This is a genomic window from Mesorhizobium sangaii (assembly GCF_014207355.1).
In the GTDB taxonomy this organism is placed as follows: Bacteria; Pseudomonadota; Alphaproteobacteria; order Rhizobiales; family Rhizobiaceae; genus Mesorhizobium; species Mesorhizobium sangaii.
In genome coordinates, this window is sequence record NZ_JACHEF010000007.1 from 132,133 (window position 1) to 153,632 (window position 21,500).

Genomic DNA, 21,500 nt, shown 5'->3' on the forward strand with positions numbered 1-21,500 from the left:
TATGCCCGCCCGAGGAATTCTGCCCTGTGGACCATCTTGGCACAGGGTTCTAAATAAGGTTTCAAAAAACCCGGTGAATGAATTCCTTAGGATTTGACCGGCTTCTCGTTTCCCCTTTGAACCTCGGCCACGGAAGGTATCGGCGATGCACATGGTTTCTGGGCACATGGTTTCTGCTCGGCGGCTAACGGCGCCAGCCTCCGGTCAGGGCGCGGCCGAGCTTGGCGACCTGCCGGAGTGGAACCTTGCCGATCTCTATGCCGGCATGGAAGCGCCGGAACTGAAGCGCGACATCGCCAAGGCCGCAGCCGACGCGATCAGCTTCGAGACCCGCTGGAAGGGTACGTTGGCCGCCGAGGCCGAGCGTGGCAGCGCCGGCAGGCTGGGCGAGGCGCTTGTCGCCTACGAGGCGCTGGAGGAACTGATTGGCCGGATCGTCTCCTATGCCGGGCTGGTCTATGCCGGAAACACCGCCGATCCGCAGCGCGCCAAGCTCTATGGCGATATCCAGGAGAAGATGACCGACGCCAGCGCGCACCTTCTGTTCTTCGCGCTCGAACTCAACCTGATCGACGACGGCGCGATCGAAGGCGCGCTTGCCGGCGATCCCGCGTTCGGCCACTACCGCCCCTGGGTGCTCGATCTGCGCAAGGACAAGCCCTACCAGCTCGAGGACCGCGTCGAGCAGCTTTTCCATGAAAAATCGATCACTGGACGCGGCGCCTGGAACCGGCTGTTCGACGAGACGATGACCGACCTTCGCTTCGACATCGACGGCGAGGAACTGACGCTCGAGCCAGCGCTGAACCGCTTGCAGGACGCCGACGGCGAAGTGCGCCGCCGGGCCGCCGAGGCGCTGGCAGCGACCTTCCGCAAGAATTTGCGGACCTTCACGCTGATCACCAACACGCTGACCAAGGACAAGGAGATTTCCGACCGCTGGCGCGGCTTCGAGGACATCGCCGATTCACGCCATCTCGCCAACCGCGTCGAGCGCGGTGTGGTCGATGCGCTGGCATCCGCCGTTCGCGACGCCTATCCGCGCCTGTCGCACCGCTATTATCAGATGAAGGCGCGCTGGCTGGGCATGGATGTGATGAACCACTGGGACCGCAACGCGCCGTTGCCGGACACGCCGCAGGCGATCATCGGCTGGGACGAGGCCAGGAACACCGTGCTCTCCGCCTATCAGCGCTTTTCGCCCGACATGGCGGAGATCGCGCGCACCTTCTTCGACCGCAACTGGATCGACGCGCCGGTGCGTCCGGGCAAGTCGCCCGGCGCCTTCGCGCATCCGACCGTGCCGTCCGCGCATCCCTATGTCCTGCTCAACTACATGGGCAAGCCGCGCGATGTGATGACGCTGGCGCATGAGCTGGGCCATGGGGTGCATCAGGTGCTGGCCAGCGGCCAGGGCGCGCTGATGGCCTCGACGCCGCTGACGCTGGCCGAGACGGCATCCGTCTTCGGCGAGATGCTGACCTTCCGCTCGCTGCTCGACCAGACCACCGACAGGCGCGAGCGCAAGGCCATGCTCGCCCAGAAGGTCGAGGACATGATCAACACGGTCGTGCGCCAGATCGCCTTCTACGAATTCGAGCGCAAGGTGCATGCCGAGCGCAGGAATGGCGAACTGACCTCCGACAGGCTCGGCCAGTTCTGGCTGGAAGTGCAGGCCGAAAGCCTCGGGCCGGCGATCAAGTTGCGCGAAGGCTACGAGGTGTTCTGGACCTACATCCCGCACTTCATCCATTCGCCCTTCTACGTCTATGCCTATGCGTTCGGCGACTGCCTGGTGAACTCGCTCTACGCGGTCTACCAAAATGCCGAGCGCGGCTTCCAGGACAAGTATTTCGAAATGCTGCGCGCCGGCGGCACCAAGCATCATTCCGAGCTCCTGGCGCCCTTCGGCCTCGATGCCACCGATCCCGCCTTCTGGCAGATCGGGCTTGGCGTCATCAGCGGCCTGATCGACGAGCTGGAAACACTCGACGCTTGAACGCCCTGTAGGTCTCATCTGCACGCAGAACAGTTGAGCCGGGGCGCATACTGGGACGGCTTATTCTTGGCCTAAATATCGGTTCTTGAAGTACTCTCCATGGAAGTTTTCCGATAGCTTTCCACAAGCCCTATGATAGCCTTCCTTCCAAGCTCAGCCGGAGCGCATGCCGATCGGCGAGGGGAAGTCTCAGCCGGCCGCGGCGCCTTGGCGAACGCGACAACGGCCGTTGGCCATGGCAGGCAAAGCCGATCGCCGACAGCTCCAACCGAAGCCGGCTGTTCTGCGAACCGCGGAACCACCATCGACTAGTCCTTTCGCCGAAGGTCATGAACCCATGCCACGGCAGACGGATCTGATTGGAGAGAGAAACAATGGGCACTTTTTTCTACATGCTCCTGGCGTTCCTGGTAGGCGTGTTGGTGGGCTGGTTCCTCTGGGGACGCCTGCGCGGTGAACTCGACAGCTTGCGCGGCGACCTCGACCGCACGCGCAGCGAGCGCGACAGGCTGCGCGCCGACAACGACCGCCTGACCGGTGAGCTCGATGCATGCGGCAAGACCCGCACCGACCTTGAGCGCCGGCTGCGCGAAGCGCCGGCAACACCCGCTGCAGGAACCGGCGCGGCAAAGGCCGCGAGCCAGGCGCCGGCTGCCCTGATATCGACCCCAGCCGCGGCCAAATCGGCGCCCGCGGCGGCCAAACCTGCACCAAAGAAGCCGGCGGCGACCAAGGCAGCGCCCAGCGCCGCCAAGTCCAGCGCCAAGTCCAGCGCACCGAAGTCCAGCGCCCCCAAGGCGAGTTCCGCGCCAAAAGCGGCAGCATCGGCGAAAGCCACGGCGGCCCAGCCGGCAGCGGCCAAGCCGGCAGCGGCCAAGCCCGACAACCTGCGCCGCCTGATCGGCATCGGCCCGGTCAACGAGAAGCTGCTCAAGGCACAAGGCGTCACCAGCTTCGCCCAGATCGCCGCCTGGACAGCCGCCGATATCAAGCGGATCGAGGATGTCATGAACTTCGACGGCCGCATCGCGCGCGAACGCTGGATCGAACAGGCCAAGCTGCTTGCCGCCGGCGACGAGACGGAGTTCGCCAAGCAGTTTCCGACAGCGGGAACCTCCAGCAACACCTGATCGGCGAAAGCAGGATTGTGACAAACGGCGGTGCCCAAGGCGCCGCCGTTTGTTTTTGGCCGCAATCGCAATATCGACCCGGAAGTTGGCCCAGGGATCGGCTCTCACGTTAGCCCGAGAGGTCGGCTTTGAGGGGCAGCGTGCCGTTCCCTCGATTGCGCGCAGGCGGCCCCCCATATAGAGCGGTCGACGGCTTCATCGAGCGTAGCATCCGAGTCCCATGTCCCTGCCCGCCGCAATTTTCCGCAACGACGAAAGCGCGCGCCAGCTCGTCTTCGACCGGCCGGCCGACATCATCGTGGCGCATGAGGCAAAGGACTTCCTGCCGGCGCTGGCGGCGGCGCAGGCGGCGCACGACGCCGGCAAATGGTTGGCCGGCTATTTTTCCTATGAAGCGGGTTATCTGCTCGAACCGAAGCTGGTTCCCTTGCTGCCGAAAGGGCGCCGCGCTCCAATCGTGTGCCTTGGGGTTTTCGACGCGCCGGTCGAAGAGGGGGTGCCGCCCCGCAACGCAGCGGCGACCAATGGCCCGATCTTCGACGCGCGGGCGACATGGTCGCTCGAGGATTACGAGAAGCGGTTCGCGCAGCTGCACCAGCACATCAGGCAAGGCGACTGCTACCAGGGCAACCTGACCTTTCCCGTTCACGCGCAATGGTCGGGCGACCCGCTGGCCGCCTTCGATGCGCTGACCGAACGCCAGCCGGTGAAATATGGCGCGCTGGTCTCGCTCGGTGATCCCATCGTGCTGTCGCGTTCGCCCGAACTGTTCTTCGAGATCGACGCCGCAGGCATGATCGAGACGCATCCGATGAAGGGCACCGCACCGCGCGGCGCCACCAAGGCCGAGGACGAGCGGCAGAAGATTTTCCTGCGCAACGACGAGAAGAACCAGGCCGAGAACCGGATGATCGTCGATCTCCTGCGCAACGATATCTCGCTGATCAGCGAGGTCGGCACGCTGGACGTGCCGGCGCTGTTCCGCATCGAGACCTATCCGACAGTCCACCAGATGGTGAGCGATGTCAGGGCAAAGCTGCTGCCGGGTCTCAGCATCCGCCAGGTGTTCGCGGCGCTGTTCCCGTGCGGCTCGATCACCGGCGCGCCAAAAATCCGTGCCATGGAAATCCTGCACGATCTGGAAGGCACGCCGCGCGACGCATATTGCGGCGCCATCGGCTGGATCGCACCCGGCGGCACGATGCGCTTTTCCGTGGCGATCCGCACCATCTCGCTCTTTTCCGGCGGCGAGGCCGTCTACAATGTCGGCGGCGGCGTCGTCTTCGATTCGACGGCTGAGGAGGAGTATCAGGAGTGTCTGCTGAAAGCGCGCTTCGCGACGGGAACACCGCCGACTTCCAGCTGATCGAGACCATGCGCTGGGAACCCGGCTCGGGCTTCCTGCGCTTCGATCGCCACCTTGCCCGCCTCTATGGCTCGGCAGCGGAACTCGGCTTTGCCTGCGACCCGCAAAGGGTCGGCGACGTGCTGGGCAATGCGGTCAGCGGATCCGGCATCGCGTTGCGCACGCGTCTGGCCTTGTCGCGCGACGGCGAAGCGACCGCCTCGGCACAGCCTTATGAACCGCTGGCCGCCGACAAGGTCTGGGTGCTGCGGCTGGCGCGGACAAGGCTCGATTCGCACGACACGCTGCTGCGTCACAAGACCAGCCGGCGCCACCTGTACAGCCACGCCCGCGCCGAATATCTCATCACCCAGGCCGACGAGGTGCTGCTGGCCAATGAGCGCGGCGAGATCTGCGAAGGCACCATCACCAATGTCTTCGCCGATCTTGGCGATGGCATGCTGGCGACGCCGCGGCTCGACTGCGGCCTGCTGTCTGGCGTACTGCGCGCCGAGCTTCTGGATGAAGGCCGCGCCCGCGAAGCGATCTACAGCTACGGCGATCTGCAGTCGGCCAAGGCGATCTTTGTCGGCAATTCGCTGCGCGGCTTGATTCCCGCAAAGCTGGCATGACCGGGAGAATGCTATGTTCGTCGTTTCGCTGAACTACAAGGTGCCCCTGACCGAGATCGACCGCTTGCAGGCGGCCCATATCGAATGGCTGAAGGCCTGCTATGCGGACGGCATCTTCGTCGCCTCCGGCCCGAAGAAACCGAGAACCGGCGGCATCATCATCGCGCAATGCCCGCGCGAAATCCTCGACGCCACGCTGGCTGCCGACCCCTTCGCCAAGGCGGGTGCCGCGGACTACGATGTCACCGAATTTCTGGCGAGGATGACCATCGCCGTCCTGGACAGTTTCAGGGAAGCTTGAGCTTGGCCGAGGCGCTGCCCACCCATACGCCTTATGACGGCTCGTCGAAACTCTTCAGCATCGGGCTGAAGCCGCTCGATCCGGCAGACTGGATCGAGGTCGACGACCATCTGCTGCCGTATCTGGCCGAAAAGCGCCGGCTCTATGCCGAAATCCCCGAGCGGGTTTTCGTCGAGGAGGACGGCACGCGGGAGGCCCAGCAGGAAGTGCTCGAATTGCTCGGCAAGCATCTGCCGGAAAGATTTCCCGACACCTATCGGCGCACCGATGCAGGCGTCGAGGTCGTGAGCGCGGAGAGCCATTTCCCCATCCCTTCCGGTCTCGACGGCGCACCGCTCGTCGCCGCCTCGCTGTTGGTTCAGGAAGACCTGATCCTGATGCGCCGCAACGACAGCGGCTGGCGGCTTGTCGCCGGCTCTTTGTGCTTCCCCTCATCCTGGTCGCTGCTCGAAAAATTCGGCAAGCCGTTGCAGCAGATCCACGAGCCCGTACCGGGCTTCGGTCCGGGCACGCGGCCGGCCGAACTGATCAACCGCATGTTCGACGGTCTCCAGGGCCAGGCGGTCGAGCGCTTCAACTGGTCGATCCAGGCCGACAATGCGCTCTATCATCCGCTGTCCAATGTCGAGCGCATCGACCGCGCCACCAGCCGGCCGACACGCTTCCCCGATGGTGACGTCAGGGCGCACGCCTTCATCCGCGTCGAACGTCAGACGTTGCGCAAGCTGCCGTCCTCGCGCGACATCCTGTTCACCATCCGCATCCACCTCGACCCGCTCGCCGTGCTGGAGCGGCACCCGGACCGGGCGACGCTCGCACTGTCCTTTGCCGCCCAGCTCGAAGCGCTCGATCTCGACCAGCTCGACTACAAGGGCCTGACATCGGACCGCGACCTGCTGATCGAACGATTGAAGACAATGGCCGGCTGAAGCCGCCTACAGGCTGCCCGCCAGGAAATCAACGAATGTCCTTGCCCTGACGCTGGCCTTGCGTCCGGCCGGAAACAGCGCCCACAATTCAACAGGCGGCAGCGCCCAGTCGACCAGGATCGGCCGAACCGCACCGCTGCGCAGTTCCGCGTCGAACATCCATTCGGAGCCGACCGTGAAGCCGATGCCGGCAAGTACGGCCTCACGTATCCCTTCGGCGGAAGTCACGCGCAGCCGCCCTTGGCCGGCAAGCGAAACTTCTTCGGCGCCTCGCCGGAATGTCCAGCGATTGGAAGTGCCTGCTCGGACAAAAAGGATCGCCTCGTGCCGCGACAGCTCATCCGGCGCGATGGGTTCGCCCTCGCGTGCTAGGTAAGAGGGTGCCGCCACCACGAGACGACGACAGGTGGCGATCTTGCGTCCGACATGAGCGGGGGCGAAGTTTTCACCCAGACGCAGCATGACATCCACCCCTTCCTCGACGAGGTCGACGTTCCTGTCGTCCATCGCCACCTCGACGTCGAGCCTCGGGTGAGCGTCCAGGAAGGCTTTCAGCCTCGGAACGACATGCAGGCGGCCGAAGGTTACCGACGTACCGATGCGCAGCAACCCGTTAAGCGCCGCCGCAGTGCCACGCGCCGCGTTCTCTGCTTCGTCGGCCTCGTCGACCGCGCGCTTGGCGCCTTCATAGAAGCTGAGGCCGGCATCGGTCGGCGAGAGACCTCGAGTGGTGCGCGACAGCAGGCGAACGCCGAGCCGTTCCTCGAGCTGCGCGATGGCCTTCGAGACGGCTGGCTGCCCGACGCGCAAATGCCGCGCGGCCGCCGAGAACGAGCCGGTTTCGATGACCCTTATAAAGGTGTTCATCACCATGAGCCTGTCCATCTATTCCACCTTGGAATTAGTTATATGGTGTTATTCACTCTACTTGACCCATCTAGGAATGGCCAATTGGGCGATTGTCAAATCCATCCATCCATCCATTCGGAGAACCAAAATGGGCAAGCTCAACAACAAGGTCGCCATCGTCACCGGTGCCGCGCGAGGCATCGGTGCGGGCATCGCCAAACGGCTGGCGGCGGAAGGCGCCGCCGTCGTCGTTAACTACGTCTCCAGCCGTGAGGCTGCAGAACGCACGGTCAAGGAGATCGTCGCCGCCGGTGGCAAGGCGACTGCGGTTCGGGGTGACGTGGCCGACGCCGCCGAAGTCGAGAAGATGTTCGAGGCCGCCGAGATCGCATTCGGCAAGCCAAGCATTCTGATCAACAACGCCGCGACCGCCAGCTTCGGCACTTTCGAGGAAGCCAGTGAGGCGGATTATCGGCGGCTCTTCGACACCAACGTACTGGGCACGATCCTGACCACAAAGGCGGCCATGCGCCACTTCCCCGAGACCGGCGGCAGCATCGTCAACATCGGCACGATCTCGAGCTGGAACCCGGTGCCAAACACCAGCCTCTATTCCGCCAGCAAAGCGGCGATCGATACGCTGACGCTTAGCCTGTCGAGAGAACTCGGAGCCCGCAACATCCGTGTCAACATCGTGGCGCCTGGCTATACCCGTACCGAAATGACCGAAGGCATGGTTGGCACCGATTTCGGCAATATGCTGATCGCTGGCGTCCCCCTTGGCCAGCGCTTCGGCAAGCCGGACGACATAGCCCCAACCGTGGCCTTCCTCGCCTCGGACGAGGCGGCGTGGCTGACCGGCGAACGCATCAACGCGTCCGGCGGCGCTCGCTGATACGACGCCGGCTCAACATCCGCCATCGGGCAGGCCATGGCCTCCCGGTGGCATCGCCGAGCACTTCCACAGCGGCGTTCCCGGGCGTTTCGCTGCTTTTCGCTTTATTGTGACAATGATCTATGGTTTGTCGCGCCGCGGCCAAGCGGCTGTTCCGGAGTGTTTTTTGAGGAGTGCTCGATAAAATGGCGAATGAAAATTGGCCCGTTTACGGTGAGATCACCGGCCCTGTGGTGATGATCGGCTTCGGCTCGATCGGACGGGGGACGCTGCCGCTCATCGAACGCCATTTCACGTTCGACAAGTCGCGCATGACGGTCCTCGACCCACGCGACACTGATCGCAAGCTGCTCGACGAGCGCGGCATCGCCTTCGTCCAGGAAGCGGTGACCGAGAAGAATTACAAGAAGCTTTTGACGCCGCTTCTGACCAATGGCGGCGGCCAGGGCTTTTGCATCAACCTGTCGGTCGATACCGGCTCGGTGGATCTGATGCGCCTCTGCCGCAAGCTCGGCGTGCTCTACATCGACACGGTCGTCGAGCCTTGGCTCGGCTTCTACTTCGATGCCCAGGCCGACAATGCCAGCCGCACCAACTACGCGCTGCGCGAAGCGATGATCAAGGAAAAGCACGACAAGCCCGGCGGCGCGACGGCGGTCTCCACCTGCGGCGCCAATCCCGGCATGGTCTCGTGGTTCGTCAAGCAGGCGCTGGTCAACCTCGCCACCGATCTCGGCCTCGAGTTTTCAGAGCCCACGCAGGACGACCGCGAAGGTTGGGCCAAGCTGATGAAGAAGGCCGGCGTCAAGGGCATCCACATCGCCGAGCGCGATACCCAGCGCGCCAAGAAGCCGAAGCCGATGGATGTGTTCTGGAACACCTGGTCGGTCGAAGGCTTCATTTCCGAGGGCCTGCAGCCTGCCGAGCTCGGCTGGGGCACGCATGAGACGTGGATGCCGAAGAACGCCAAGAAGCACAAGCACGGTTCGAAGGCCGCCATCTATTTGGAGCAGCCCGGCGCCAACACGCGCGTGCGCTCATGGTGCCCGACGCCGGGGCCGCAATACGGCCTCCTGGTCACACATAACGAGGCGATCTCGATCGCCGATTTCTTCACCGTGCGCTCCAGGAAGGGCAAGGTTCAATATCGCCCGACCTGCCACTATGCCTATCATCCCTGCAATGACGCGATGCTGTCGCTGGACGAGATGTTCGGCGCCGCCGGCAAGCCGCAGCCTGTGCACCACGTGCTCGACGAGAATGAACTGGTCGACGGCGTCGACGAACTCGGCGTGCTGCTCTACGGCCACGACAAGAATGCCTACTGGTACGGCTCACATCTTTCGCTGGCCGACGCGCGCAGGCTGGCGCCCTATCAGAACGCCACCGGCATGCAGGTCACCTCGGCGGTTCTCGCCGGCATGGTCTGGGCTCTGGAAAACCCTGAAGCCGGCATCGTCGAGGCAGACGAGATGGACTACAAGCGCTGCCTGGAAGTGCAGTCGCAATATCTGGGACCGGTCAAGGGCCACTACACCGACTGGACGCCACTCGATAACCGGCCCGGCCTGTTCCCGGAAGACCTCGATCGCAGCGACCCGTGGCAATTCCGCAACATCCTCGTCCGATAGCGCTCTGCTAGGGATACTCCATTGCCTTGCAATCGCCCGGAAATCGGGCGATTGAAGGGGTGCGGCCTAGAGCGACGTGCGTCCAATCGTACGCATAAAGTACGCTCTAGCACTTTGGGTGTGCGCATCGTGTTTTCCAAAAATCGATTCCGATTTTTGGGCCGATGCGAGAGGAGAGGATTTTCATAATGAACATTGCGCGCAAGATTGTTTGGATGAGCGTTGCAGCAGCTGTAGTGGGACTTGCTGGCTGTGCGACGAGCGGCCCGGATGAACCACCGATGGCGGCTTCGCCGAAAGGTGTCGAAGGCTCCTGGATCGACGCCAAGGGCACCGGCCTTTCGACCTTCGCCAGCGGCACCTTCACGACCGTCGCCACCGACACCGGCCAGAAGCTTGCCGACGGCAGCTACACCATGACCGGCGCGACGTCGGTGCAGATCAACGGCACGTCGCTGATCCGCCAGACCGCGGTCAGCTTCAACTGCCTGATGGTGTCGACAAGCCAGCTCAACTGCACCAGCTCCAGCGGCCAGAACTTCGTGCTAACACGGCGCACCTGAACCGACGAGCATTCGCTTCCCCAGGGGACGGCGGCCAATGGCTGCCGTCCCTTTTTTATGCCGGCAAAAGTCCGGGATTTCCGCTTGCGTCATCTGGAACGCGATGGGAACATGCTCGAAACGCCGACTGTTATGTTCCAGTCAAGCAAGAGCGCTAAACGCCTCTGATCAGCCTTCCGGGAGACGAAGATGAAGAAATTTGCCGCCATTGCCGCCCTCTCCGCCTCGACGATCGCTCTGTCGTCCGGCGCATCCTTTGCCGACTACACGCTGAACATCCTGCACATCAACGACTGGCACAGCCGCATCGAAGGCAACAACAAATATGAATCGACCTGCTCGACCGATGAGGAGACCAAGGGCGAGTGCATCGGTGGCGCGGGCCGGCTGATCACCGCCATCGCCCAGGAGCGCACAAAGCTGGAAGGCCAGAACGTGCTGCTGCTTAGCGCCGGCGACAATTTCCAGGGGTCGCTGTTCTACACGACCTACAAAGGCAAGGTCGAAGGCGAATTCCTCAACGAGATGAAGTTCGACGCCATGGCGCTCGGCAACCATGAATTCGACGATGGTGAGACGGCGTTGGCGCCGTTCCTCGACATGATCAAGTTCCCGGTGCTCGGCGCCAATGTGAAGGCCAACGCGCAATCCAAACTCGGCGACCGCGTCAAGCCGTCAATCGTCGTCGAGGTCGGCGGCCAGAAGATCGGCATCATCGGCGCGGTGACCAATGACACCCCGGAACTCGCTTCCCCCGGCCCCAACATCACCATCGAGGACGACGTCAAGTCCATCACCGCCGAGGTCGAGAAGTTGAAGGGCGAAGGCGTCAACAAGATCATCGCCGTGACCCATATCGGCTACAAGCGCGAGCGCGACGTCATTGCCAAGATCCCGGGCATCGATGTGGTCGTCGGCGGCCACAGCCACTCGCTGCTGTCGAACACCGACCCGAAGGCGGAAGGCCCCTATCCGACGATGGTCGACAATCCCGACGGCTACAAGGTGCCGGTCGTGCAGGCGGCGTCCTATTCCAAATATCTCGGCGAGTTCAAGGTGGTGTTCGACGACAATGGCGTCGTCAAATCGGCCAGCGGCGACCCGATCTATCTCGACAAGTCGATCACCCCCGACCCGGCCGTGCTCGCCCGCATCAAGGAGCTTGGCGCGCCGATCGAGGCGTTGAAGAACAAGGAAGTGGCCGAGACCACCGACGTCATCGACGGCAGCCGCGAGAACTGCCGCACCCGTGAATGCGCGATGGGCAACCTCGTCTCCGACGCCATCCTCGACCGCGTCAAGGGACAGGGCGTCGAGATCGTCATCTCCAATGGCGGTGGCCTGCGCGCCTCGATCGACAAAGGCACCGTCACCATGGGCGAAGTGCTGACCGTGCTGCCGTTCCAGAACACGCTGGCAACCTTCCAGATTTCCGGCAAGGACCTGGTGGCCGGCCTCGAGAACGGCCTCAGCCAGATCGAGGACGGCGCCGGTCGCTTCCCTCAGGTCGCCGGCCTGAAATATTCCTTCGACAAGTCGGTTGCGCCCAATGCCGGTCGCGTCAAATCGGTGGAAGTCATGGAAGGCGGCGCCTGGACGCCGATCAATCCGAACAAGGACTATCTGGTCGCCACCAACAACTATGTCCGCCAGGGCGGCGACGGTTACAAGATCTTCGCCGACAAGGCCAAGAACGCCTATGACTACGGTCCGGGCCTCGAACAGGTGGTTGCCGATTATCTCGGCGCGCACCGGCCCTACACGCCAAAGCTCGACGGCCGCATCACGGAGATCGCCGCGACCGTCGCGGCGGCGCCAGCGGCCCCGGCAGCTGAGCCGGCCAAACCTGCCGAAGCAGCAAAGCCTGCTGAGGCCGCGCCTGCAATGCCCGAACTGCCCGCCAAGTCGGGCGATATCGCCAACACACCGCCGGCCGTATCGACAGAGACAGCGCCGGCCGCACCGACAAAACCGGCTGAAGCGGCACCGGCGCCGGCGCCCGCCCCCGCCGAACCGGCAAAGCCCGCCGAGGCCGCGCCGGCCGAAAGCAGCCATGTCATCGTTGCCGGCGACACCTATTGGGATCTGGCAAAGAAGGCCTATGGCGATGCGACCAAATGGAAGCTGATCTACGAGGCCAACAAGGGCCAAAGGCCTCACCGGCTTGCGCTTGGCGCAACCCTGACCATCCCGGCAAAGTAAGGTCGTTTCGCCTCTTTCAACGACGCGCCCGCCCAGGAAACCGGGCGGGTTTTTCGTTGCCTGCTAAGGTGCGGCCAGACGCGGCATTGAAAACTGGCGTGGCATCGCTAGTTTCGCGCCGTGTCCGGAGACCAGGTATGACCCTTTCCACCCCTGCCGATCCCAAAGCCGCGAAGGCCGGCGGCCCGTTGCCCGCCGGGCATCCGACGGTCAAGGCTGGCAAGGTTGGCGTCATGCTGGTCAATCTCGGCACGCCGGACGGCACCGATTTCAAGTCGATGTGGCGCTATCTCCGTGAATTCCTGTCCGATCCGCGCGTCATCGAGCTCAACAGGGCGATCTGGTACCCGATCCTCTATGGGCTGGTGCTCACCAGGCGGCCGAAGGCGTCGGGCGCCAACTACGCCCGGATCTGGAACCGGGAGAAGAACGAGTCGCCCTTGCGCACCTACACCCGCGCCCAGGGCGAAAAGCTGGCCGAGGCGTTGCGCGACCTGCCCGAGGTCGTCGTCGACTGGGCGATGCGTTACGGCAATCCTTCGACCGCGAGCGTCGCCCAGGGGCTGGTCGAAAAGGGCTGCGACCGCATTCTTTCATTCCCGCTCTATCCGCAGTACTCGGCGACCACCACCGCCACCGCCAACGACCAGCTGTTTCGTGCCCTGATGAAGATGCGCCGCGCGCCGGCCATCCGCAGCGTGCCGCCTTACTACGACGAACCGGTCTATATCGAAGCGCTGGCGCGTTCGATCGAGCGGCATCTGACAACGCTGGATTTCGAACCGGAGGTTGTCATTGCTTCCTTTCACGGCATCCCGAAACCGTATTTCGAGAAGGGCGACCCTTATCATTGCCACTGCCAGAAAACGACGCGGCTGTTGCGCGAACGGCTCGGCTGGGATGACAACAAACTGATCATCACCTTCCAGTCGCGCTTCGGCGCGCAGGAATGGCTGCAGCCCTACACCGACAAGACGGTCGAGAAACTGGCCAAGGACGGCGTCAAGTCGATCGCCATCGTCAATCCCGGCTTTTCGGTCGACTGCATCGAGACGCTGGACGAGATCGGCCGCGAGGCGGCCGAGACCTTCCATCACGCCGGTGGCAAGAACTTCGCCCACATTCCTTGCCTCAACGACAGCGCCGAGGGCATGGCGGTGATCGAGGCGATGGTGCGGCGCGAGCTGTCCGGCTGGGCCTGACACCGGAACAACACAAGCTCCGGGGCGTTGAGCAGCACCTCCGGAGAATTTGATGCCTCGCAAACTTGACCTCAGAAGCGGCCGGCCCGTCTGGTCCGCCTACCGGGCGCCTGCTGTCCCGACGGCCGCGCTGACTCGTGACGCCAAGGCTGACGTGCTGATCGTCGGCATGGGCATCAGCGGCGCCATGACGGCCGAGGCGCTGACGGCGCACGGTCATGCGGTGATCTGCATCGACCGGCGCGGCCCGCTGAAAGGCTCGACGTCCGCGACCACGGCTCTTGTGCAGTTCGAAATCGACCAGCCGCTTTCGACACTCTCGAAGCAGATCGGCAAGGCCTCGGCGGAGCAGGCCTGGCGGCGCTCGCGGCTCGCCGTTTCCAACCTCGCTGCCCGCATTGCCGAACTCGACATCAACTGCAGCCCGAGCCGCAAGCCGTCGCTCTATCTGGCGGGCACTGTACTCAGCCCGTCGAAACTCCGTGACGAGGCCGAAGCACGAAGACAGGCAGGCATCGCCGCGACCTATCTCACGGCGGTACCGCTGGCGGAGAAATTCGGCATCGACCGTGAAGGCGCCATCCTCAGCCACGGCAACATCGCGCTCGATCCGCGCAAGCTGACGGCCGGGCTGCTGCTGAAGGCCGCGGAGCGCAAGGCACGCTTCCATGCCCCCGTCGAAGCAACGGCGATCGAGGACAGTGCCGACGAGGTGGTCGTGGCAACCAGGGATGGGCCCACCGTCACGGCACGGCATGTTGTCCTGGCCACCGGCTACGAACTCGTCGACATCGTGCCGACGGCCGCCCACCGGATCATCTCGACATGGGCGATCGCGACACGCCCGCAACCGCGAAAGATCTGGCCGGGGGCAGCGTTCATCTGGGAGGCGTCGGACCCGTACCTCTATATGCGCGCGACATCGGACGGCAGGGTCGTCTGCGGCGGCGAGGACGAGGACTTTGTCGACGAGACGCGGCGCGACGGGCTGATCGCCGACAAGAGCGCACGCATCGCCGAAAAACTTGGCCGCCTGTTCCCGCATCTCGACGTCAGGCCCGAATTCGCCTGGACCGGTTCGTTCGGCACCACGACCACGGGCCTGCCCTATATCGGCGCCATTCCCAGGCACCCGCGCATCCACGCCGTCATGGGTTACGGCGGCAACGGCATCACCTTCTCGCAGATCGCTTCCGAGATTGTCTCGGCTTCGATCAACGGGCTGAGCGACACGGATGCAGAGCTGTTTGCCTTCAACCGCCGATAGCAAACCAGCAAACAATCCATCATCACCTGATTGTAACGCTCCTGAAACACACTTAAGTCTTTGGTGAAGCCGGCTGCGCGAGAATGGCTTTCGCGGCCTGCCTCTGAGGGAGAGCCAAATGGATTTCAGTGGTTTCGATATTGCGGTCATTGTTCTGGTCGCGCTTGTCGTGCTGGTGCTGTTCAAAGGCATCAAGACAATTCCGCAAGGCTATAACTATACGGTCGAACGTTTTGGCCGTTACACCAAGACACTGAGTCCAGGCCTCAATCTCATCACGCCTTTCGTCGACCGCATCGGCGCCAAGATGAACATGATGGAGCAGGTGCTCGACGTTCCGAGCCAGGAAATCATCACCCGCGACAACGCCATCGTCGGTGTCGACGGCATCGCCTTTTTCCAAATCCTCAATGCGGCGCAGGCCGCCTACCAGGTTTCGGGATTGCAGAACGCGATCCTCAACCTGACGATGACCAACATCCGTACCGTCATGGGCTCGATGGACCTCGACGAGCTGCTGTCGAACCGCGACGCCATCAACGAGCGCCTGCTGCGCGTCGTCGACGAAGCCGCGCATCCGTGGGGCATCAAGATCACCCGCGTCGAGATCAAGGACATCAACCCGCCGGCAAATCTCATCGAGTCGATGGGCCGGCAGATGACGGCCGAGCGCAACAAGCGCGCGCAGATCCTCGCCGCCGAAGGCCTCAAGCAGTCGCAGATCCTCGAGGCCGAGGGCCGCAAGGAAGCCGCCTTCCGCGACGCCGAGGCGCGCGAGCGTTCTGCCGAAGCCGAAGCGCGCGCCACGCAGGTGGTGTCGGAAGCAATCTCGAAGGGCGACGTACAGGCGCTGAACTACTTCGTGGCGCTAAAATACACCGAAGCGCTCGGCAAGATCGGCACGGCCACCAACAGCAAGATCGTGCTGATGCCGATGGAAGCCTCGTCGCTGATCGGCACGCTTGGCGGTATTGGCGAAATCGCCAAGGAAGTCTTCCGCAGCGATGGCACGGCCGGCGCGCAAAGGCAGGCCGCCCGCCCGCCCGTGGTTCGCCCAAGCGAGAACTGAGGGTACACTCCCATGTTGGACCGCATCATTTCCGAACTCGGCCCGTGGAACTGGATGGTTCTGGGCTTCGTCCTGCTGGTGATGGAAATCATCGCGCCAGGCATCTTCATGCTGTGGATCGGCATCGCCGCCCTGATCATCGGCGCGGTGTCGCTGTTGATCTGGGATGCCGGTTTCTGGACCTGGCAGGTCCAGGTCCTCGCCTTCCTGGCGCTATCGCTGATCTCGGCCTATGTCGGCAAGAAACTGGTCGGTGGTCGCGAAGATCCGACCGACCAGCCGCTGCTCAACCGGCGCGGCGCGCAGATGGTCGGCAAGATGGCGACGCTAGCCGAACCGATCCGGGACGGGCGTGGCCGCATCAAGCTGGGCGATACGCTGTGGCGTGTCTCCGGCCCGGACCTGCCGGCCGGCACGCAGGTGCGGGTGACGGCTGCGGCCGACACGGATCTGGAACTGACCGTCGAGCGGGTCTGATATCGAAGCATTGGTTTTGGGAAATCCGAGCGTGGCTGGAAAATGTCATCCAGTCGCGATTGTGGCCGCTTCGTTTCTCGCTTTTGTCAGGACGGCATCATCCCGCGCAACCGCAAACCTGTCACAATACGCATCGAGGTGGTTCTGGCCCCTATCCGCCTCTCCGATGGCGATGAGGACCAAACCCCATGCGAGGTCCGTTTGCACATGATTTTCCAACGAAAAGCGTCGAAACTCCATCTTCGATCGTCGTTCGAAACTATCAGTAACGTCGTTTAGCGACGTGATTCCGGACCAGTCCTGTCGTGCCGCATCGAGTACCTTCAAGGCGGTGTGTGCAACTCGATCGTCGCGATCATTGCTGTAAAACGAGCACCAGCTAGGGATCCGGCCTGATAAGTCAATGGGGTCGATACAGAGATCAAAGTTTGCCGACTTCGCTGTCCTTTTCCACCGTAAGCTTCCGCCTTTGAAAATTGGAACAAAGTCGACTGAGAGGCCCCAGCAGGCAGAGAAGGTCATCCCTTTCATCGCCTGAAATTTCAGCAGATAACGGATATGATCTGTCGAGCTTCCAACCCAGGACAGATCGCCCACCCGTTGAAAATCAGGCGCCAGGCCGCCTTCCAATGCTCCAGCGACGATGTCGCCCAACACTTTTCCAAGTTGCGGCGGGCGACTGAAGTCCGGCCGCCGACGAAATCTTTCGATTAGGCTGGAGAACATCTGACCTCGTCAACGGCAATCGTGACCTAGGGCTTTGCAAGCAATCATTGCCGATCGCAACAGGGCGAATCAAGTCGTCCAGAGCGGCTCGAGTTAGACTAGGCCGCGCCGATGCGCAGGAGATCGTGCAGGTGGATCAATCCGACCGGCCGTCCGCCTTCCACCACCATCAGACTGGTGATGGCTGAATTGTTGATCGTCTGCAGCGCCGTTGCCACGAGCGTGTCTGGCGACGCCGTTTTCGGTCCTTTTGTCATCACCTCATCCACCGTCATCGCCAGCAGGTTGCCGCCGATGTGACGCCTTATGTCACCGTCGGTGATGATGCCGACCAGCGCGCCGTCGGCGTCGGTGATCGCCACGCAGCCAAATCCCTTGCGCGACAGTTCCAGGATCGCGTCCTGCATGCCGGTGCCCGTGGCCACCAGCGGCAGCCTGTCGCCGACATGCATGATCTCGTGGATCTGCGTCAGGTTGGCGCCGAGCTGACCACCCGGGTGAAAGGTACGAAAATGGTCCGGCGTGAAGCCGCGCGCTTCGAGCAGGGCGATCGCCAGCGCATCGCCCATCACCAGTTGCAGCAGCGTCGAGGTCGTCGGCGCCAGGCCGTGTGGACAGGCCTCAGGCGCGCGGGGCAGCAGCAGCACGACGTCCGCGGCCCGCGCCAGCGCCGATGTCTCTCCGGCGGTGACGGCGATAAGCGGAATGGAGAAGCGCCTGGAATAGGCGACAATGCCCATCAGTTCCCTGCTCTCGCCCGACCACGACATGGCGATGATGGCATCGTCCCTGGCAATCATACCGAGATCGCCGTGATTGGCTTCGGCGGGATGGACGAAAAAGGCCGGTGTACCGGTCGAGGCCAGCGTCGCCGCGATCTTCGAACCGATATGGCCGCTTTTGCCGACGCCGGTGACGATCAGCCGGCCCTCGATCTTCGAGATCATCTCGACAGCCTGAGCGAAAGGCCCAGCCAATCCGTTCTCGAGTGCCTCGGCAAGTGCCGCGACACCAGCCTGCTCCGTTGCCACCGTTCTCAGCGCCGAAGCGATCGACGCTTGCCTGTCCAAAGGCTTCTTATTCAGGGATCCCGCATGCATGGCTGATGCGATTAGCGCGTTGCTGCCCGCCTGTCCAACAGAAATGGCCCCATGGTGGTTCGGGACAACACCAAGCATGCAACCAAAAGGCTAATAACACACGCCTGATGAAACCCTTTGGAAATCGGCGCTTGAGGCCGCTGGCGGGTTGCCGCCTCAACGCTCCGTTAACCATCCCCATTTACGGTTCGGTAAGTATGGCGCGCGTGCGCCGCGCAAGCAGTGGTGACGATGTCCGGGGGCCAGCCAGAAAAATCAGGAAGACGGAAGGGCATGGCTGCCTGCGCCTTGCTGCTGGCGACCAGCATGCTTGCCTTGCTGCGCCCGACGGCGCTCCATGCCCAGGAAACGGAGCTCCGCGGCGAGGTCTCCGAAACGGCGATCCTGTCCGACCAGCAGCGCAAGGCGAGACAGCTGGCTCTGGCAGCCCAGGGCCAGCAGGCGCCGGCCGACGCCGCTCAGGACAATGCGCCGGCACGAACCTACCTGCCGGCCAGCGCCGGCGCGGTGCCTGACGACACGGACACCGACGCCGCGACCGCGACCGGCAGCGTGTTCGATCCGCCTTCGGCCACCGACGATACCTCCGCCGACACTGCGGCACCGCCAAAGCCTCGTCGCCGGCCATCGACTGCCAGACAAAGTGCGGCGGATCAGGCCAAGGACAAGGCGGCCGGCAGGTCGAAGAAGAAAAAGGCGACGGCCTCGGCCACGGACGCCGCGACCACGGGCGCCATTACATCCACGACGGATGATACCGACACCAATGACGCGGATCAGGAGGCGGCCAACCGCCGCGCCCTCACCATCGACAGCGCCGATAGGCAGAAGCTCGACCGCGGCGCCGAACGAACCGCCTCCATCGAAGGCCAGGACAAGAAGGCCGAGGACGATCCGTTTGCCGCCACCGGCGTCAAATGGGGTTCTTTCGTCATTCGGCCGACGATCGAACAAGGCCTGACCGCCACCTCGAACGGTGATTCCAGCAGTGCCGGCACGTCGGCGCTATTGTCCGAGACGGCGCTGCGCTTTTCCGCCGTCTCCGACTGGCGTGAGAACTCGGCGACGATCGACGGCTATGGCCTTTTCCGCGAGACCGTGTCGGGCTATTCGGTTCACAATGAGCAGGGCCGCATAGAAGGCCAGCTCAACGTCGACCTCGACAACGAACTGCGCGCCATCGCCAAGCTCGGCTACGAGGCCGTGCCGGAATCGGCCTCCTCGCCGGACGCCATTGCTGGCGTCAACACGCAGCCGCTGCGGCAGACCGTGGACGGCAGCCTCGGCATCGAGAAAGACGCCGGCAAGATGCGGTATGCGCTGACCGGCGCGGTCACGCACGACTTCTACGGCGACGCCGAGCTTTCGGACGGCACCTCGTTGTCGCAGAAGGACCGCGACTCCACGCTCTATACGGCAACCCTGCGCACCGGTTACGAGATTTCTCCGGCACTCACCCCCTTCACCGAAGTCGAGGTCGGCCGCCGGACCTATGATCAACGCATCGACACCGATGGCTTCGAGCGCTCGTCGAAGCGGCTGGGCGCGCGCGCCGGCCTTGAGCTCGACATGGGCGAGAAGCTGTCGGGCGAATTCTCGGCCGGCTGGCTGCGTGAGGCGATCGACGACGACCGGCTCGAAGCGATTTCGGGCGCGACCGTCAACGCCGACCTCAAATGGTCGCCGGAACGCGGCACCACGATCGGCCTGACCGGCCTGACCACCGTCGAGCCCACGACCACCGCCGGGCAAAGCGGCGATATCCTTTATTCAGGCCGCTTGACGGGCGAGCGGCAAATCCGGGCCAACCTCACCGGAAATGCGGCCCTGGGCCTGGATTGGCGCGATTACATCGGCGTCGACGGCCATGACAGGACGTTGAGCGCCGAGGCCGGCCTGACCTGGTGGCTGAACCGCTATGCCGGCCTCACCACCCGGGTGAGGACCGAAAAGCTGACCAGCAACCTGCCGGGCCGCGACTACACGGCCAACAGCATCTTCCTCGGCGTGAAGGTGCAGCGCTGAGCACGGCGCCAAGAAGGGTATTCCGGTCAGGCCTAGTGGAGAGCGACGGATTCAGAGAACCTGAGCGGAGCGTACGTTCGGGTACATGAGCACAGGCGCAGCAAACCGTCGCTCGCAGGCCGGCATCACCGGAATATCGACATAGCCTTAGAAGGCGGCGCCGCGACGCTCCGACGGTTTCAGCTCGTCAAGAAGCGTCCGGATGACGCCGGCCATGCTCTCGTTCATGTCGCTGCGCCACAGCGCGAAGGCCACATTGGCCTCGACGAAGCCTTCCGGCGATCCGCAATCGAAAGTGCGGCCCTGATAGTGGTAGCCATAGAAGGGCTGCTGCTTTTCCAGCTTCAGCATCGCGTCGGTGAGCTGGATCTCGTTGCCGGCGCCCTTTTCCTGGCCTTCGAGGATCTTGAAGATCTCGGGCTGCAGGATGTAGCGCCCATTGATGTAGAGATTGGACGGTGCGGTGCCGGTCTTCGGCTTTTCCACCATCTCGGTGATGCGGAAGCCGTGATGCGTGTCCTCGCCGCGGCCGACGATGCCGTATTTGTGGGCTTCGGCCGGGTCGCATTCCTGCACCGCGATGATGTTGTTGCCGGTTTCCTGGTAGAGCTCGACCATGTCCTTCATGCAGCTCTTTTCGGACTGCATGATCATGTCGGGCAACAAAAGGGCGAACGGTTCGTCACCGACCAGCTCGCGCGCGCACCAGACGGCATGGCCAAGGCCAAGCGGCACCTGCTGGCGGGTGAAGCTGGTCTGCCCCGGCGCCGGCTGCAGGCGTTGCAGGCGGGCGAGTTGGTCGTCCTTGCCGCGCTGTGCCAGCGTGTCGTAAAGCTCGAACTGGACGTCGAAATGGTCCTCGATGACGGCCTTGTTGCGGCCGGTCACGAAGATGAAATGTTCGATGCCGGCCTCGCGCGCCTCATCCACCACATATTGGATCACTGGCCGGTCGACGACGGTCAGCATTTCCTTGGGGATGGCCTTGGTGGCCGGGAGAAACCGTGTGCCGAGACCGGCGACCGGGAAGACTGCCTTGCGAACTCTCTTCATACTGTCAATTATCCGTTTGATGGCCTGCTCCGCAATCCCCGTCTCAAGACATTTTCACGCCGGAATTGAGGACTACTGAGCGACTGAGGGGAACATTCCCCGGTA

General features: G+C 63.3%; 19 protein-coding genes. 15 read left to right on the plus strand and 4 right to left on the minus strand.

The window, feature by feature from the left end; translation table 11 throughout:
* Positions 1-166 precede the first annotated feature (166 nt).
* The 6 genes from HNQ71_RS28270 (at position 167) to HNQ71_RS28295 (ending at position 6,336) form a co-directional block, all read left to right on the plus strand.
* Positions 167-1,999 (plus strand): M3 family oligoendopeptidase, encoded by a 1,833-nt coding sequence (locus HNQ71_RS28270; protein WP_246462185.1) that lies wholly within the window; start codon positions 167-169, stop codon positions 1,997-1,999.
* Positions 2,000-2,373: 374 nt separating this feature from the next.
* Complete coding sequence (locus HNQ71_RS28275) at positions 2,374-3,129, plus strand: proton-conducting membrane transporter (RefSeq protein WP_184876608.1); 756 nt, start codon at positions 2,374-2,376, stop codon at positions 3,127-3,129.
* Positions 3,130-3,349: 220 nt separating this feature from the next.
* A complete protein-coding gene (locus HNQ71_RS28280; protein WP_184876610.1) occupies positions 3,350-4,495 on the plus strand; it encodes an aminodeoxychorismate synthase component I in 1,146 nt (381 codons plus the stop codon).
* Positions 4,444-5,106, plus strand: coding sequence for an aminotransferase class IV (locus HNQ71_RS28285; RefSeq protein ID WP_184876612.1), 663 nt, complete (start codon positions 4,444-4,446; stop codon positions 5,104-5,106). The genes HNQ71_RS28280 and HNQ71_RS28285 overlap by 52 nt, the downstream gene beginning before the upstream one ends.
* Before the next feature lie 13 nt (positions 5,107-5,119).
* Complete coding sequence (locus HNQ71_RS28290; protein ID WP_184876614.1) at positions 5,120-5,407, plus strand: YciI family protein; 288 nt, start codon at positions 5,120-5,122, stop codon at positions 5,405-5,407.
* Positions 5,404-6,336: a heme-dependent oxidative N-demethylase family protein gene (locus HNQ71_RS28295; RefSeq protein ID WP_184876616.1), complete on the plus strand. Its 933-nt coding sequence runs from the start codon at positions 5,404-5,406 to the stop codon at positions 6,334-6,336. The genes HNQ71_RS28290 and HNQ71_RS28295 overlap by 4 nt, the downstream gene beginning before the upstream one ends.
* 6 nt (positions 6,337-6,342) lie before the next feature.
* Here the strand turns inward: HNQ71_RS28295 and HNQ71_RS28300 are convergent, their stop codons facing one another.
* A complete protein-coding gene (locus tag HNQ71_RS28300; protein WP_184876618.1) occupies positions 6,343-7,221 on the minus strand; it encodes a LysR family transcriptional regulator in 879 nt (292 codons plus the stop codon).
* A 112-nt stretch (positions 7,222-7,333) separates the two neighbouring features.
* On the opposite strand from HNQ71_RS28300, the gene HNQ71_RS28305 reads away from it, so the two are divergent.
* The 8 genes from HNQ71_RS28305 (at position 7,334) to HNQ71_RS28340 (ending at position 16,491) form a co-directional block, all read left to right on the plus strand.
* Positions 7,334-8,080: an SDR family NAD(P)-dependent oxidoreductase gene (locus HNQ71_RS28305; protein ID WP_184876620.1), complete on the plus strand. Its 747-nt coding sequence runs from the start codon at positions 7,334-7,336 to the stop codon at positions 8,078-8,080.
* 185 nt (positions 8,081-8,265) lie between these two features.
* Complete coding sequence (locus tag HNQ71_RS28310; protein ID WP_184876623.1) at positions 8,266-9,711, plus strand: homospermidine synthase; 1,446 nt, start codon at positions 8,266-8,268, stop codon at positions 9,709-9,711.
* Between the two features lie 188 nt (positions 9,712-9,899).
* Positions 9,900-10,274 carry an outer membrane lipoprotein Omp10 gene (gene omp10 / locus HNQ71_RS28315; protein WP_184876625.1) on the plus strand — a complete coding sequence of 125 codons (375 nt, stop codon included), beginning with the start codon at positions 9,900-9,902 and terminating at the stop codon, positions 10,272-10,274.
* A gap of 189 nt (positions 10,275-10,463) precedes the next feature.
* Positions 10,464-12,476 (plus strand): bifunctional metallophosphatase/5'-nucleotidase, encoded by a 2,013-nt coding sequence (locus HNQ71_RS28320; RefSeq protein WP_184876627.1) that lies wholly within the window; start codon positions 10,464-10,466, stop codon positions 12,474-12,476.
* Positions 12,477-12,613: 137 nt separating this feature from the next.
* Entirely contained in the window at positions 12,614-13,678 is a 1,065-nt protein-coding gene (hemH, locus tag HNQ71_RS28325; protein ID WP_184876629.1) for a ferrochelatase, read from the plus strand.
* A gap of 52 nt (positions 13,679-13,730) precedes the next feature.
* The gene (locus HNQ71_RS28330) at positions 13,731-14,945 is read left to right on the plus strand and encodes an NAD(P)/FAD-dependent oxidoreductase (protein ID WP_184876631.1); all 1,215 of its coding nucleotides are present in this window, start codon (positions 13,731-13,733) and stop codon (positions 14,943-14,945) included.
* Positions 14,946-15,063: 118 nt separating this feature from the next.
* Positions 15,064-16,014, plus strand: a complete 951-nt coding sequence (locus tag HNQ71_RS28335; RefSeq protein ID WP_184876633.1) for an SPFH domain-containing protein — start codon at positions 15,064-15,066, stop codon at positions 16,012-16,014.
* Between the two features lie 12 nt (positions 16,015-16,026).
* The gene (locus tag HNQ71_RS28340; protein WP_184876636.1) at positions 16,027-16,491 is read left to right on the plus strand and encodes an NfeD family protein; all 465 of its coding nucleotides are present in this window, start codon (positions 16,027-16,029) and stop codon (positions 16,489-16,491) included.
* 45 nt (positions 16,492-16,536) lie between these two features.
* On the opposite strand, the gene HNQ71_RS28345 is transcribed toward HNQ71_RS28340, so the two are convergent.
* Both HNQ71_RS28345 and HNQ71_RS28350 read right to left on the minus strand, forming a co-directional pair.
* A complete protein-coding gene (locus tag HNQ71_RS28345; RefSeq protein WP_184876638.1) occupies positions 16,537-17,145 on the minus strand; it encodes a hypothetical protein in 609 nt (202 codons plus the stop codon).
* A 170-nt stretch (positions 17,146-17,315) separates the two neighbouring features.
* Complete coding sequence (locus tag HNQ71_RS28350) at positions 17,316-18,317, minus strand: KpsF/GutQ family sugar-phosphate isomerase (protein WP_184876640.1); 1,002 nt, start codon at positions 18,315-18,317, stop codon at positions 17,316-17,318.
* Positions 18,318-18,548: 231 nt separating this feature from the next.
* Here HNQ71_RS28350 and HNQ71_RS28355 point away from each other — a divergent pair, with 231 nt between their 5' ends.
* The gene (locus HNQ71_RS28355; RefSeq protein ID WP_184876642.1) at positions 18,549-20,342 is read left to right on the plus strand and encodes an outer membrane beta-barrel protein; all 1,794 of its coding nucleotides are present in this window, start codon (positions 18,549-18,551) and stop codon (positions 20,340-20,342) included.
* A 147-nt stretch (positions 20,343-20,489) separates the two neighbouring features.
* Here the strand turns inward: HNQ71_RS28355 and galU are convergent, their stop codons facing one another.
* On the minus strand, positions 20,490-21,404 hold the full coding sequence (galU, locus tag HNQ71_RS28360; protein ID WP_184877128.1) for a UTP--glucose-1-phosphate uridylyltransferase GalU: 915 nt from the start codon (positions 21,402-21,404) through the stop codon (positions 20,490-20,492).
* Positions 21,405-21,500 lie beyond the last annotated feature (96 nt).

Excerpts from the sequence above, each read along its gene's own strand:
- HNQ71_RS28340 (WP_184876636.1), top strand. The coding sequence starts at position 16,027 with ATGTTGGACCGCATCATTTCCGAACTCGGCCCGTGGAACTGGATGGTT.
- hemH (WP_184876629.1), top strand. The coding sequence starts at position 12,614 with ATGACCCTTTCCACCCCTGCCGATCCCAAAGCCGCGAAGGCCGGCGGC.
- HNQ71_RS28300 (WP_184876618.1), bottom strand. The coding sequence starts at position 7,221 with ATGGACAGGCTCATGGTGATGAACACCTTTATAAGGGTCATCGAAACC.
- HNQ71_RS28310 (WP_184876623.1), top strand. The coding sequence starts at position 8,266 with ATGGCGAATGAAAATTGGCCCGTTTACGGTGAGATCACCGGCCCTGTG.
- HNQ71_RS28270 (WP_246462185.1), top strand. The coding sequence starts at position 167 with ATGGTTTCTGCTCGGCGGCTAACGGCGCCAGCCTCCGGTCAGGGCGCG.
- HNQ71_RS28280 (WP_184876610.1), top strand. The coding sequence starts at position 3,350 with ATGTCCCTGCCCGCCGCAATTTTCCGCAACGACGAAAGCGCGCGCCAG.
- HNQ71_RS28290 (WP_184876614.1), top strand. The coding sequence starts at position 5,120 with ATGTTCGTCGTTTCGCTGAACTACAAGGTGCCCCTGACCGAGATCGAC.
- HNQ71_RS28350 (WP_184876640.1), bottom strand. The coding sequence starts at position 18,317 with ATGCATGCGGGATCCCTGAATAAGAAGCCTTTGGACAGGCAAGCGTCG.
- omp10 (WP_184876625.1), top strand. The coding sequence starts at position 9,900 with ATGAACATTGCGCGCAAGATTGTTTGGATGAGCGTTGCAGCAGCTGTA.
- HNQ71_RS28275 (WP_184876608.1), top strand. The coding sequence starts at position 2,374 with ATGGGCACTTTTTTCTACATGCTCCTGGCGTTCCTGGTAGGCGTGTTG.
- HNQ71_RS28355 (WP_184876642.1), top strand. The coding sequence starts at position 18,549 with ATGTCCGGGGGCCAGCCAGAAAAATCAGGAAGACGGAAGGGCATGGCT.
- HNQ71_RS28320 (WP_184876627.1), top strand. The coding sequence starts at position 10,464 with ATGAAGAAATTTGCCGCCATTGCCGCCCTCTCCGCCTCGACGATCGCT.
- HNQ71_RS28305 (WP_184876620.1), top strand. The coding sequence starts at position 7,334 with ATGGGCAAGCTCAACAACAAGGTCGCCATCGTCACCGGTGCCGCGCGA.
- HNQ71_RS28330 (WP_184876631.1), top strand. The coding sequence starts at position 13,731 with ATGCCTCGCAAACTTGACCTCAGAAGCGGCCGGCCCGTCTGGTCCGCC.
- HNQ71_RS28335 (WP_184876633.1), top strand. The coding sequence starts at position 15,064 with ATGGATTTCAGTGGTTTCGATATTGCGGTCATTGTTCTGGTCGCGCTT.